General features: G+C 64.1%; 14 protein-coding genes. 7 read left to right on the forward strand and 7 right to left on the reverse strand.

Going from position 1 to position 13,222, the window contains the following annotated elements:
- Both Q0C64_RS10425 and Q0C64_RS10430 read left to right on the forward strand, forming a co-directional pair.
- The coding region (locus tag Q0C64_RS10425) for a lipoyl synthase (RefSeq protein WP_294123511.1) at nt 1–616 on the forward strand (616 nt) is incomplete at its 5' end.
- Nucleotides 617–1,078: a type II toxin-antitoxin system RatA family toxin gene (locus tag Q0C64_RS10430; protein ID WP_294123513.1), complete on the forward strand. Its 462-nt coding sequence runs from the start codon at nt 617–619 to the stop codon at nt 1,076–1,078. It abuts the gene before it with no gap.
- Here the strand turns inward: Q0C64_RS10430 and Q0C64_RS10435 are convergent.
- Genes Q0C64_RS10435 through Q0C64_RS10445 form a run of 3 tightly spaced genes read right to left on the reverse strand, consistent with a single transcriptional unit; the run spans nt 1,039 to nt 3,262 of the window.
- Nucleotides 1,039–1,542 carry a CinA family protein gene (locus tag Q0C64_RS10435; protein WP_294123516.1) on the reverse strand — a complete coding sequence of 168 codons (504 nt, stop codon included), beginning with the start codon at nt 1,540–1,542 and terminating at the stop codon, nt 1,039–1,041. The genes Q0C64_RS10430 and Q0C64_RS10435 overlap by 40 nt on opposite strands.
- Before the next feature lie 2 nt (nt 1,543–1,544).
- Complete coding sequence (locus Q0C64_RS10440) at nt 1,545–2,063, reverse strand: hypothetical protein (protein WP_294123519.1); 519 nt, start codon at nt 2,061–2,063, stop codon at nt 1,545–1,547.
- Nucleotides 2,064–2,116: 53 nt separating this feature from the next.
- Nucleotides 2,117–3,262: a bifunctional 2-C-methyl-D-erythritol 4-phosphate cytidylyltransferase/2-C-methyl-D-erythritol 2,4-cyclodiphosphate synthase gene (locus tag Q0C64_RS10445; RefSeq protein WP_294123522.1), complete on the reverse strand. Its 1,146-nt coding sequence runs from the start codon at nt 3,260–3,262 to the stop codon at nt 2,117–2,119.
- Between the two features lie 50 nt (nt 3,263–3,312).
- Between Q0C64_RS10445 and dusB the strand changes: the two genes are divergently transcribed.
- From dusB to hflX, 5 genes are read left to right on the forward strand one after another with little or no spacing between them, the layout of a single operon-like run.
- Nucleotides 3,313–4,311, forward strand: coding sequence for a tRNA dihydrouridine synthase DusB (dusB, locus tag Q0C64_RS10450; RefSeq protein WP_294123526.1), 999 nt, complete (start codon nt 3,313–3,315; stop codon nt 4,309–4,311).
- 50 nt (nt 4,312–4,361) lie between these two features.
- Nucleotides 4,362–6,638, forward strand: coding sequence for an ATP-binding protein (locus Q0C64_RS10455; protein ID WP_294123529.1), 2,277 nt, complete (start codon nt 4,362–4,364; stop codon nt 6,636–6,638).
- On the forward strand, nt 6,638–8,017 hold the full coding sequence (locus Q0C64_RS10460; protein ID WP_294123531.1) for a sigma-54 dependent transcriptional regulator: 1,380 nt from the start codon (nt 6,638–6,640) through the stop codon (nt 8,015–8,017). Before Q0C64_RS10455 ends, Q0C64_RS10460 begins: the two co-directional genes overlap by 1 nt.
- Nucleotides 8,018–8,025: 8 nt before the next feature.
- Entirely contained in the window at nt 8,026–8,514 is a 489-nt protein-coding gene (gene hfq / locus Q0C64_RS10465; protein ID WP_294123534.1) for an RNA chaperone Hfq, read from the forward strand.
- Complete coding sequence (gene hflX, locus Q0C64_RS10470) at nt 8,511–9,809, forward strand: GTPase HflX (RefSeq protein WP_294123550.1); 1,299 nt, start codon at nt 8,511–8,513, stop codon at nt 9,807–9,809. Before hfq ends, hflX begins: the two co-directional genes overlap by 4 nt.
- Here hflX and mazG read toward each other — a convergent pair.
- From mazG to metG, 4 genes are all read right to left on the reverse strand, one after another.
- Entirely contained in the window at nt 9,806–10,549 is a 744-nt protein-coding gene (gene mazG / locus Q0C64_RS10475; RefSeq protein WP_294123536.1) for a nucleoside triphosphate pyrophosphohydrolase, read from the reverse strand. The two genes, hflX and mazG, sit on opposite strands and share 4 nt — an antisense overlap.
- 132 nt (nt 10,550–10,681) lie before the next feature.
- On the reverse strand, nt 10,682–11,269 hold the full coding sequence (locus Q0C64_RS10480; RefSeq protein ID WP_294123538.1) for a TIGR02281 family clan AA aspartic protease: 588 nt from the start codon (nt 11,267–11,269) through the stop codon (nt 10,682–10,684).
- Nucleotides 11,270–11,370: 101 nt separating this feature from the next.
- On the reverse strand, nt 11,371–12,147 hold the full coding sequence (locus Q0C64_RS10485) for a TatD family hydrolase (protein WP_294123540.1): 777 nt from the start codon (nt 12,145–12,147) through the stop codon (nt 11,371–11,373).
- A partial coding sequence (gene metG / locus Q0C64_RS10490) for a methionine--tRNA ligase (RefSeq protein WP_294123542.1) occupies nt 12,144–13,222 on the reverse strand: 1,079 nt, incomplete at its 5' end. The genes Q0C64_RS10485 and metG, both read right to left, overlap by 4 nt.

The raw sequence follows: 13,222 nt of genomic DNA on the forward strand, positions 1-13,222 counted from the left end.
TATTGTCGTGACCTCGGTCGACCGTGACGATTTGCCCGATGGCGGCGCTTCGCAGTTCGTCAAGGTGATCGAGGCGCTGCGCCGCGAAACCCCCAACACCACCATCGAAATCCTGACGCCCGACTTCCGCAACAAGCATGAGGCGGCGGTCGAGGCGATCGTCGCGGCGCGACCCGACGTCTACAATCATAATCTCGAAACGGCGCCGAGGCTCTATCCGACGATCCGTCCTGGCGCCCGTTACTATGCGTCGCTGCGCCTGCTGGAGCAGGTCAAGAAGCTCGATCCGTCGATCTTCACCAAGTCGGGCCTGATGGTCGGGCTCGGCGAGGAGCGGCTCGAGGTTCACCAGGTGATGGATGACATGCGCTCCGCGGGAATCGATTTCCTGACCATGGGCCAATATCTCCAGCCGACGCCCAAGCACGCCAAGGTCGAGGAATTCGTCACCCCCGACGCGTTCAAGGCCTATGCCTCGATTGCTCGAGCCAAGGGTTTCCTGCTGGTTGCCGCCTCGCCGCTGACCCGGTCGAGCTATCATGCCGGCGATGATTTCCAGAAAATGCGCGACGCCCGCAACGCGCAGCTGGCCAGGGCAGGGGGCGCTTCCGCCTAAATGCCACGGCATAGCGAGACGCGTTATCTGCCCTACACGCCCGACCAGTTGTTCGACCTGGTCGCCGATGTCGGCAGCTACGGCGAATTCCTGCCCTGGGTTAGCGCGGTCCGCATCCGCTCCGACAGCGAACGGGAGATGGTCGCCGACCTGATCGTCGGCTTCAACGCCTTCAAGGAACGCTTTGCCAGCCGGGTAACCAAGGAGCGGCCCGGTCACATCTGCGTCGATTATGTCGAAGGGCCGCTCAAATATCTAAAGAATGAATGGCGGTTCGAGCCCGCGCCGCAGGGCGGGACCAATGTCCATTTCTCGGTCGACTTCGCCTTCAGGTCGCGGATCTTCGAAAGCCTCGCTGGTGCGATGTTCGACCGCGCTTTGCGGCGGATGACCGGCGCCTTCGAAAAGCGCGCCGAGCAGCTTTACGGCATCAGCAAGTCGAGCGCGCAAAGCGCCGCCTGAAGGCGGATGCCCGACCGGCCTCCTTTGGCGTCGAAAAGTTTCTGGTCGGCGACGATCTCGTCCGGCCCGGGCCGTCGCTCCGCGCGGGCGAGAACGACCGTTCCGACCGGTTTCTGCTCGGTGCCGCCGTCAGGTCCGGCGATGCCGGTAATGGCCACCGCGATATCCGCGTCGGACGCCGCCAGCGCGCCCTGCGCCATCGCCCAGGCGGTGGCGACGCTAACCGATCCGAACGTTTCGACCACGTCCTGGCTGACATTGAGCTCGGCCATCTTCGCGGCGTTGGAATAGGTGACGTAGCCGGCCTCGAACATTTCCGACGAGCCGGGGATTTCGGTAATCGCGGCGCTGACCAGTCCGCCAGTGCAGCTTTCGGCCACGGCCACCCGCCGCCCGGCGCGGCGATTGGCCTCGACCACTTCGCGCGCCTTGGCCACCAGCTCGTCAGGCAGCAGATATTTCATGGTCAGCCTGCATTCCCCTTGCAGATCGGCATGCTGTCGTCCTTGTCCTGGTCGACCATCGTCAGCACCGCGCCGATCAGCATCGAAACATTCTCCGCCGGAAGCGGCGCCAGGCTTTCGACGATCTTGCTCGCGCCAGTGCAATCCTGCGGCTTTACGTCCTTGAACAATTCGGACCCGATCATGCTTCCAATCAACGGACGCAGATATTGATCCGGCATTTTTGCGGCCATCTCTTCTTCGCCCGAGATTTTGCCGAACGCCAGCTTGGCCGCCGGCCAGCGCTGGTCGGCCACAACCTTGAATCGTGCGACCAGCGCATCCGCGTTCTTCACCAGGAAGCTGTCCTGGGGCAGGTTGGCGGCGCATTTGTCGCGCAGCCCGCCGATCATGTCGGGCATCACCGCCGCGAAGATCGCCGCCGCTTCGGTCTCGGTGACGCAGTTCTTCGGGTCGGCCGCCAGTGCGGATGACGCCATGGACACCATGGTCAGCGCGGCGATCGCCATCTTCAATTTCATGAGTCCCCCAATGTCGGCAAATTGTTGCAGAAGATTAGCAGAGCGGGGGGCGGCTACAAGCTAGGCTGCGGCACGCGGACCGTCGCCACCGCCTGCGCGGCGATGCCTTCACCCCGGCCGGCAAAGCCCAACCGCTCGGTAGTGGTCGCCTTGATGCTGACCCCGCTCACCGGAATGCCGAGGATGTCTGCGACCCGCGCGCGCATGGCGTCGCGATGTGGGCCCACTTTGGGCGCCTCGCAAATCACGGTGCAGTCGACCACATCGATGATTCCGCCCATGTCGCGGACCAGCTGCGCCGCATGCGCCAGGAACACGCTGCTTTCCGCGCCCTTCCACTGCGGATCGCCCGGCGGGAAATGCTGGCCGATGTCGCCAAGTGCGGCGGCGCCCAGCAGGGCATCGGTGATCGAATGGAGCACGACGTCGGCATCGCTGTGCCCCGCCAGCCCTTTCGAGTGGGGGATTTGGACCCCGCCCATCATCAGCGGCCCCTCGCCGGCAAAGGCATGAACGTCGAACCCCATGCCGGTCCGGCTGACGAGGCGCGACGCGAGCATCGTTTCGGCCCGCGCCCAATCGGCCGCTGACGTCAGCTTCTCGAGTGCCGCGTCACCCTCGACAACAGCCACGCCGAGGCCGCTCGCCCGGGCAACCGTTGCCTCATCGGTCGGCGCTTCGCCGGTCCATCGGCGACAGGCCTCGCGCAACTCCCGCAGCCGGAATGCCTGCGGCGTCTGTACCCGCACCGCCTGGGATCGGTCGATCGGCTCGCCGAGCAGTCCGTCGGCACGTGCCAGTGTATCCGCCACCGGCAGCACCGGGACGGCTCCGCCCGCTCCATCCAATGCGCCCAGCAAACGATCGACGACGTCAGCCGGGCAGAAGGGGCGGGCCGCGTCATGGACCAGGACGACGTCACTCCCGATCGCTTCCAGGCCGGCCCGAACGCTGTCGGCACGGGTCGCGCCCCCGATCACCAACTCGCCGACATCGCGGCTTCCAAGCGCCTGGCGCGCAAGTGCTTCCTGGCCCTCGCCAATCACCACCCGAACCGCGTCGATCGCGGGATGCGACGCCAATGCATCGACCGCATGGGCCAGCACGGCCTTGCCGACGAGTAACCGGTATTGCTTGGGAATATCGCGGCCCATCCGGCTTCCCGAGCCGGCGGCAACGATGAGGGCGGTGACGGTCATCGGCGGCGCCTTGCCCGCAACAAGGCCTTCCTGTAAAGGCGCGCCCTCCCATGAGCCTGGTAAAGCCCATCCACGTCGGTCCGGTGACCATCGACGCGCCCGTCATTCTGGCGCCGATGACGGGTGTCACCGACTTGCCGTTCCGCAAGATCGTCAAGCGCTATGGCGCCGGCCTTACGGTCAGCGAGATGATCGCCAGCCAGGCAATGATCCGCGAGACGCGCCAGTCGCTGCAAAAGGCGGCCTGGGACCCGAGCGAGGAGCCAGTGTCGCTCCAGCTGGCCGGCTGCACTCCGACCGAGATGGCCGAGGCGGCCAGGCTCAACGAGCAGCGCGGCGCGGCAATCATCGACATCAACATGGGCTGCCCGGTGAAGAAGGTGGTCAACGGCGATGCCGGTTCGGCGCTGATGCGCGACCTGCCGCTCGCCGCCTCGATCCTCGATGCGACGGTGAAGGCCGTCAAAGTCCCGGTGACGCTGAAAATGCGGATGGGCTGGGATCATAGCAGCCTCAATGCGCCCGAACTGGCCCGCATCGCCGAGGACCTCGGCATCAGGATGATCACGGTCCACGGTCGTACCCGCTGCCAGATGTACAAGGGCGACGCCGACTGGGCCTTCGTCCGCTCGGTCAAGCAGGCGACCTCGCTGCCGGTCATCGTTAATGGCGATATCTGCAGCCTGGTGGACGCCCGCACCGCGCTCGAGCAGTCGGGCGCCGACGGGGTGATGATCGGCCGCGGCGCCTACGGCAAACCGTGGCTGCTCGGCCAGGTGATGTCCGATCTCGCGCATGACGGCCACCGGCCTGATCCGTCGATGGATGAGCAGCTCGACCTGATCCTCGAGCAATATGACGCCATGCAATCGCTCTATGGCGTGCAGACCGGCGTCAACCTCGCCCGCAAGCACATTGGCTGGTATACCAAGGGGTTGCCGGGCTCGGCCGAGTTCCGCAACAAGGTCAATTTCGTGGACGATCCGAAGGTCGTAATCGGCATGCTGCAGGACTTTTATTCGCCCTGGCTCGCAAAGTCCGCAGCCTAGCTAGAAACTGTGTTCTTTATGCAACGTGTCCATGCTAGGCCCTGTCTGGAATGGATGTGCAAACCGTCGAATCCGATCTGAAAAAGAGGCCGATACCCCGCTGGCTCGCTCGCGAGAAAGAAAGCGGTCGGATCTACAATTGGGCCACTTACGCCAGCGCCGCGCTGCTCGCCGGCATGCTGGTGCTCAGCTATGTGATGCTGACCCGCAAGGGTGCGCCGGGATCCATGCTTTCTCCGTGGCAGATCGCCGCACTGCTGATCGGTAATTTGATTCCGGCCATCGCGCTCATGGTGCTGCTGTCGCGCAAGATTGCCCGCGCTCGGGCGGTCGCTCGGGCGCTTGGTACCGGGCAGCTGCACACCCGTCTGGTCGCGCTATTTTCCGTAATCGCAGCGGTGCCGACGGTGATCATCGCCATCTTCGCGTCGCTGCTGCTGCAGTCGGGCCTTGAATTCTGGTTCTCCGACCGGGCCCGGGGAATGCTGGAAAATACCAGGCAACTCGCCCAGTCGGCCTATGACGGTGAGGTAAGCCGAGTGGGTGAGCAAGCCGTACCAATGGCAAGCGACCTGGCCCAGCAACTTCGCCAATCGCCGATCGACAGCCCGCAGTTCGACCAAGCGATCAAATATCAAACCTATCTCCGCAGCCTCAATGAGGCTGCAGTCATCCGGGTTGCCCCCAATGGGCAGATGGTGGTGCTCAGCGGGGTCAATTATTTTGACGGGTTGATTGATCCCTCGCGTGTTGCCCAGGCCCTGGGCCAGCTCAAAGGACAGACACAGGCAGCAGAGGTGCTGACTCCGGGCAGAATCGCGGTGTTGACACCCATCGCCCGCGGCAATGGCAGCTATTTGTTTGTCGCTCGCCAAACCAGCGAGGATTTCCAACAGCAGATTGAAAAAGCGACCGGGGTCTTGGCGGATTATCGCAGCCTTTTGGATCGTAGCCGAACGAACCAATTGCAGTTCAATGCCGCGCTGCTCGCTTTGGCATTGTTGGTTGCCGCTGGTGCCATTCTAGCCGCGTTAAAGATTGCCGATCGGCTACTGAAGCCGGTGGAGCAGCTGGTCGATGCCGCCGGGCGGATCGAGGAAGGCGATTTCACCACGCGCGTGCCGCTTATCGGCGACCCGGACGATGAGATTGCGACACTAGGCACAGCGTTCAACCGGATGACTGGGCGCCTGCAGGAGCAGACCGGCGCGCTCATGGCCGCCAACCAGCAGCTCGATACCCGCCGCGCCTTCATCGAGGCGGTGCTCTCCAGCGTCACCGCCGGCGTTATTGCGCTCGACGGCAAGGGCCATATCCTGCTGACCAACCGCTCCGCCGAGACGCTGTTGCAGCACGGTGACGAGAGCATCGAGGAGAAGGAACTGGCCGATGTCTCGCCCGAGCTCGGCGAATTCCTTTGCGGCGAGAGCCGCGACGCCAATGTGTTGGTCAACCTGGCCGAGGGTCCGCGGACCCTGGCGGTCAAGCGGATGCGCTACGCCGACGGCTCGGTGCTGACCTTCGACGACATTACCGACCAGCTCAGCGACCAGCGCCGCGCGGCCTGGTCGGACATCGCCCGGCGCATCGCCCACGAGATCAAGAACCCGCTGACCCCAATCCAGCTCGCCGCCGAGCGATTGCAGCGCCGCTATGGCGAAGAAGTAACGTCAGACCCGGAAACCTTCGCGCGCCTGACCGATACCATCGTCCGTCAGGTCGCCGACCTCCGCCGCATGGTCGACGAATTCTCCAACTTCGCGCGGATGCCCAAGCCCGTGTTCCGAGACGAGAATGTCCACGACATTGCCCGCGCCGCGCTGTTCCTGCACGAGGTCGCCCACCCCGGCATCACCTTCACGCTCGACCCGCCGTCGGGCGAGATTCATATGGTTTGCGACCGCCGCCAGCTCAGCCAGGCCTTGACCAACATCGTCAAGAACGCGGTCGAAGCGATTGAGCTCAGGCGCAATCGCGGGGAGCAGAATCCCGACGGCGACCGCATCGACCTGTGCATTCATCGCGATACCGACCAGTTGGTGATTGATCTCACCGACACTGGCACCGGCTTGCCCCAGGATCGCGAGCGGCTGACCGAGCCCTATATGACGACGCGGGTGCGGGGCACCGGGCTTGGCCTCGCCATCGTCAAGAAAATTGTCGAGGAACATCTTGGCGAGATCGCCTTTCTCGACAGGAGCGGGGGAGGGACCCGGGTCCGCATTGCGTTCGACGCCGACCGGCTGGCAACGCTGGCGACCGATGAACCACAGCCCGTCGCCCAGCTGGGCGAAGACGATGAATATGATGAGGAGGATCATAGCTGATGGCGCTCGAAGTGCTGGTGGTCGACGACGAGGCCGATATTCGCGAGCTGGTGTCCGGCGTGCTCGAGGATGAGGGCTATGCCGTCCGTTCGGCTGCCGATAGCAATACGGCGCTTGACGCGATCGACGATCGCCGTCCCAGCCTGGTCCTGCTCGACGTCTGGCTGCAGGGCTCCAAGCTGGACGGGCTGCAGCTGCTCGAACAGATCAAGAAGCGCGACCCGACCCTGCCGGTGCTGATGATCTCCGGCCACGGCAATCTCGACACGGCGGTCGCGGCCATCCGCGAGGGCGCGGTCGATTTTATCGAGAAGCCATTCAAGGCCGACCGGTTGCTCCATTTGGTCGGCCGCGCCACCGAAACCGACCGCCTGCGTCGCGAAGTTGCCACGCTCCGCACCCAACTCGGGCCGGACGACCAGCTCGACGGCACCTCGGTGGCCATCAACACCGTCCGCGCTACGCTGAAGCGGGTCGCGCCGACCGGCAGCCGGGTGATGATCACCGGCCCCGCCGGTGTCGGCAAGGAAATCGCCGCGCGGATGATCCACAACTGGAGCCCGCGCGCGGCCGCTCCCTTCATCGTCCTCTCGGCGGCAATGATGAGCCCGGAGCGGGTCGAGGAGGAGCTGTTCGGCAGCGAGCAGGGTGGCGTGTCGCGACCTGGCCTGCTCGAGCAAGCCCATGGCGGGACCATCTTCCTCGACGAGATCGCCGACATGCCGCCGACCACCCAGGCCAAGATCCTCCGCGTGCTCACCGACCAGAGCTACACGAGGGTCGGCGGGCAGCGCCCGGTCAAGGTCGACGTCCGCGTCCTCTCGGCCACGTCGCGCAACCTGGCCGACGAAATTGGCGCCGGCCGTTTCCGCGAAGACCTCTATTATCGCCTCAATGTCGTGCCGGTGCGCATCCCCGCGCTGCGCGAGCGGCGCGAGGATATCCCCGAGCTGGTCAATCATTTCCTCGCCCGCTTCGCCGCCGAACGGCGCATCCAGACGCCCGAACTGTCCAAGGAGGCGATCGCCGCCCTGCAGGCACACGACTGGCCGGGCAATGTCCGCCAATTGCGGAACATCATCGAACGGACGCTGATCCTCACCCCCGGCGACCGGGTCGGCTGCATCGAAGTCGACCTGTTGCCGCCCGAAATCATCGATTCGCAGGGTTCCGCCGGCCTTGGCGGGGCGTCGATGGCGATTATGGGCTCGCCGCTTCGCGAAGCGCGCGAAAGCTTCGAGCGGGAGTATCTCAAGATCCAGATCCGCCGCTTCTCGGGCAACATCTCCCGTACCGCTTCGTTCATCGGCATGGAGCGGTCGGCGCTACACCGGAAGCTGAAAGCCCTTGGCCTGGGCGACAAGCGTGATGAGGAATAAAGGCAAAAATGTCCGAAAAACCTCTGAGTCTTCAGGATAAATTCCTGAATTCGATCCGTAAGTCCAAGGTCCCGGTGACAATCTTTCTGGTCAAGGGGGTCAAACTCCAGGGGATCGTGACCTGGTTCGATCCCTTCTCCTTGCTGCTGCGCCGCGATGGCAATGCCCAACTGGTATACAAGCACGCCATTTCGACCATCATGCCGGCCCAGGCTCCGGCCGATCTGGATCTGGCTGCCGGGGAAGGGGGCAATGGCAAGAAGCCGATGCTCCAGGACCTGTTTCTGCAGGCTGCCTCTCGCGAGACCGAGCCGATGACCATCTTCCTGGTCAATGGCGTCATGCTGCAGGGCGCTGTGGCCGGTTTCGACCAATTTTCGCTGGTGCTGGAGCGGGGCGGGCAGATGCAGCTGGTCTACAAGCACGCCATTTCGACCCTGCAGCCGGGCCATCCGCTCAACCTCAGCGGCGAAACCAGCGCGGAGGATGAAGACTGAGCGTCTTCAAGCGCACCGACGACAGCGGCGTTTCGCGCGGCGAACGGGCGCTCGTTGTCGTACCGGAACGGATTGGGGAAGGGGGACTTCGCTCGCTCGATGCCCGGATCGACGAAGCCGTGGGCCTCGCTCAGGCGATCGGCGTCGACGTCATCGGCAAGAAGGCGTTTCGCTTGCGGCAGGTCCGCCCGGCCAGCCTGTTCGGCAAGGGCCAGGTCGAGGAAATGGCCGAGCTGGCCGAGCAGTATGACGTCACCTTGCTGGTGGTCGACGCCGCCCTGTCGCCGGTCCAGCAAAAGACGCTGGAGGACGAGACCAAGTGCAAGGTCATCGACCGGACCGGCCTGATACTGGAGATTTTCGGCGAGCGGGCCGCCACTGCCGAAGGACGGATGCAGGTCGAACTGGCGCACCTCGACTATCAAGCCGGCCGCCTGGTCAGGAGCTGGACCCACCTTGAGCGGCAGCGCGGCGGCTTCGGCTTCCTCGGCGGCCCGGGCGAAACCCAGATCGAGGCCGACCGGCGCTTGATCCGCGACCGCATGGCTCGAATCCGCAAGGAGCTCGACCAGGTCCGGCGCACCCGCGGGCTTCACCGTGGCCGCAGGCAGCGCGCGCCGTGGCCGGTGATCGCGCTGGTCGGCTATACCAATGCCGGCAAGTCGACACTGTTCAACCGCATGACCCAGTCGCACGTCATGGCCGAGGATTTGCTGTTTGCGACGCTCGATCCGACCATGCGCAACGTCAAGATCCCCGGGTTCGATCGGGCGATCCTGTCCGACACGGTCGGGTTCGTCTCCAACTTGCCGACCGAGCTGGTCGCAGCCTTCCGCGCCACGCTGGAGGAGGTGGCGGCCGCCGACCTCATCCTCCACGTCCGCGACATCGCCCATCCCGACAGTGAAGCGCAGGCGGCCGATGTCGAGACGGTGCTGTTCTCGCTCGGGCTGGCCGAGGAGGATTCACCGCCGCGGATCGAGGTGTGGAACAAGCTCGACCTGCTCGAACCCGGCGAGCGGCAGGAGCTGTTGGGAGAGGCCGGGCGGCGCGATGACGTCGTTGCCGTCTCCGCCTTGACCGGGGAAGGGGTCGATGGCCTGCGCGAGACCATCTCGCACTTGCTGCATTCGGGCTCGCAGACCCATCATATCCGACTCAATGCCGGCGACGGCGAGCGGATCGCCTGGCTCCATGCCCGCGGCGAAGTGCTCGAGCAGCAGAGCGACGGCGACCAGTTGCAGCTGGCGGTAAAGCTCAGCCCGGAGAATTGGGCAAGGTTCGAGAGGATCTAGGCCTCAGCCGGATCCTTCTTGGCGGCGACCCAAAGCTCTTCCATCTGGTCGAGATTCATGTCGGCGAAGCCGGGCGCCTGTTCGATCGTCCGGAACCGCGCTTCGAACTTGCGATTGGCCTTGCGCAGCGCCTCTTCCGGCTCGATCTTCAGAAACCGTGCGAAGTTGACCACGGCAAACAGCAGGTCGCCGACCTCTTCTTCCAGTTCTTCCGGCGCCGCCGCGGCAATCTCGTCCAGTTCCTCGCGGATCTTGGCCTTGGGACCTTCGATGTCGGGCCAGTCGAACCCGGTCCGCGCCGCCCTTTTCTGCAATTTCATCGCCCGCTCCAGCGCGGGCAGGGCCTGCGCCACGCCGGCCAGGGCGCTCTTGTCGTCGAGCTTGGCGCGTTCCTCGGCCTTGATCACCTCCCACAGATGGTGACCGCCTTCATCAGCCGCTCCGAAAATATGCGGGTGGCGGCGCTCTAGCTTGTCGGAAATGCGGGTCAGCACGTCCTGGAGCGTGAAATGGCCGGCTTCCTCGGCCATGCGGGCGTGAAATACGACCTGCAGCTGCAAATCGCCTAGCTCGTCGACCAGCGCATCCATGTCACCGCGGTGGATCGCGTCGGCCACCTCATAGGCTTCCTCGATCGTGTAGGGGGCAATCGTCTCAAAAGTCTGGACGCTGTCCCATTCGCAGCCGGTGTCGCGGTCGCGCAGTCGCTTCATGATATTGTCGAGGCGATCGAGGCCCATTTCAACGCGTCTCCAAGGCGTGAGGGGGCCTGTTGAAAGGCCCCGCCGGTTCAAATCTGTGAGTATGATAATATATATTATGTAAAGTAATATAGGATCGTGTAGAGGGAAAACGCATCAAGGCCCTCTCGATCATCCTTTCAGGATCAGCCATCGGCCTTCAACTCCCCAGCGATCCAGCGACGACAGATAATTCATCCCCAGCACATTCAAATCCTCATGGTCGGCGACGTGCAGCCCCACCTGGCGCCGCTCGATCGGCCCGATCGACAATTGGTCGGCTCGCGCCGTCGCGACGCGCAGGATGCCGTTGCCGGTCCTGACCACCTGGTTGCGCCGGTCGCTGACCGGGATATGGGCCTCGGCCGCGGTATCGCGCCCGATGGTGGTCATGGTCGCGCCGCTATCGACCAGGAATTTGACCGGAATGCCGTTGAGCGATCCTTCGATCCAGAAATGACCGTCGATCGCCATCGGAATACGCAATTCCTGGCCGGCGACCACCGGATCTCCAGTCGCTTCGGCTTTCAAGCGCTGCGCGACATAGCCGAGGTTGTCGCGAAAGGTGAACAGCACGAACCCAGCCCCGAAAATGGCGACCCAGGCCAGCGCGATCGTCGCCAGCTTGGCGAACCGCTCGCGCCGAGAGATCAGCGAGCCAGCCACCAGCATGATCGCCATCAGCAAATAGAGGCTGCCCAGCATCCAATCGTTGGTCAAAGGCTTCAAGCTCCTGGCCGCCAACGTCGCATAATCCAGGCTTTTGTCGAGATGAGTCGGCAGCAATTCACCGATTTTGAGGCCCGGCGCCCGACTGACAACTATTTCGCTTTATTGAACAATTTGAAGAAGTTGGCGGTGGTCGCCTCGGCCAGCTCGTCGAGCGGTTCGTCGCGCAGGTCCGACAGGAAGGCCGCCGTATCGGCGACGAACGCGGGTTCGCAGGTCTGGCCGCGGTGCGGCACCGGCGCCAGGAACGGCGAATCCGTTTCGACCAGCAGCCGATCCTGCGGGATGGTCCTGGCGACTTCCTGCAGGTCTTTGGCGTTCTTGAAGGTCACGATGCCCGAGATCGAGATGTAGAAGCCAAGGTCGAGCGCCTTGCGGGCTAGCTCGGCGCTGCCGGTAAAGCAGTGCAGCACGCCGACGATGCCTCCCGTCCCCACTTCGCGGGTCAAGATATCGGCGGTGTCGTTCTCGGCTTCGCGGGTGTGGACCACTAGTGGCAGTCCGGTCGCACGGGCCGCCTCGATATGCGCCTGGAACCGCTCGCGCTGCGCCGCCCGTTGCGACTTGTCGTAATAATAGTCGAGCCCGCATTCGCCGATCGCGATTACCCGCTCGTGGCGCGTCGCCTCGATCAGCGCCGCGGCGCCAAGGTCTGGATGGGCATCGGCCTCGTGCGGATGGACACCGACGGTGGCCCAGACGTCGTCGTTGCGCTCGGCCGCGCCGATGACGTCATTCCATTCCTTCTGGCGGGTCGAAATGTTGAGAAACCCGGCGATTCCGCGCGCCCGGGCATTGGCCAGCACCTCGTCCTGCCGTTCGGCCAGGCCGGCGTAATTGAGGTGGCAATGGCTGTCGATCAGCTTCACGCAGCTGCCTCCTCATCCTCCGGCAGCTCGAGCCGCGGAAAGATCGGCGTCGGCTGGGTGATCGGCTGGCCGCCCTCGCCGCTGTCGATCAGCGCGATCAGCCTCTCTGCCGAAGACGGGATGACTGGCTGAACCGCCATGGCGAGCTTGCGCACCGCCACCACCATCGTGCCCAGCACCGCCGCCATCCGGTCGGGATCGGTCTTCTTCAGCGCCCAGGGAGCCATGGTGTCGACATATTGGTTGCAGGCGAACACCGCCGTCATCCACGCCTCAAGCCCGGTCGAGAAGGAGAAGCGGTCGAACTCCGCGGCCAGCTCGATGCAGGCCGCATCGACCTGGGTAACCAGCGCGCGGTCTTCCTCGGCTTCACCCGCAACAGGAATGACGCCGTCCAAATTCTTGAAAATCATCGACAAGCTGCGCTGCGCCAGATTGCCGAAACTGTTCGCCAGTTCGCTGTTGGCGCGGTTGACGATCGCCTCCGACGAATAGCTGCCGTCCTGGCCGAAACTGATCTCGCGGAGCAGGAAATAGCGCAGCTGGTCCACGCCGAAGCGCTCGGCCAGCTCCATGGGGTCGACCACATTGCCCAAAGACTTGGACATTTTCTCGCCCCGGGCGAGCAGGAAGCCATGGCCGAACACTTGTTTCGGCAGCGGCAAATTGGCCGACATCAGGAAGGCCGGCCAGTAGACCGCGTGGAAGCGAACGATGTCCTTGCCGATCAGGTGGACGTCGGCCGGCCAGTAGCGGGCATATTCCGCCTCGTCCTGGGCATAGCCGACCCCGGTCATGTAGGTGGTCAGCGCATCGACCCAGACGTACATCACATGGCCGGGCGATCCCGGCACCGGCACGCCCCAGTCGAAACTGGTTCGCGAGACGCTCAGATCCTTGAGCCCGCCCTCGACGAACTTCATGACCTCGTTGCGGCGGCTTTCGGGGCGGATGAAGTCGGGATTGTCGCGATACAAGGCCAGCAAACGGTCCTGATATTTGGACAGGCGGAAGAACCAGGTCTCCTCGACCGTCCATTCAACCGGCGTGCCCTGCGGCGACAATTTCTCGCCGC

It is taken from the genome of Sphingomonas sp. (genome assembly GCF_023266535.1).
GTDB lineage: Bacteria > Pseudomonadota > Alphaproteobacteria > Sphingomonadales > Sphingomonadaceae > Sphingomicrobium.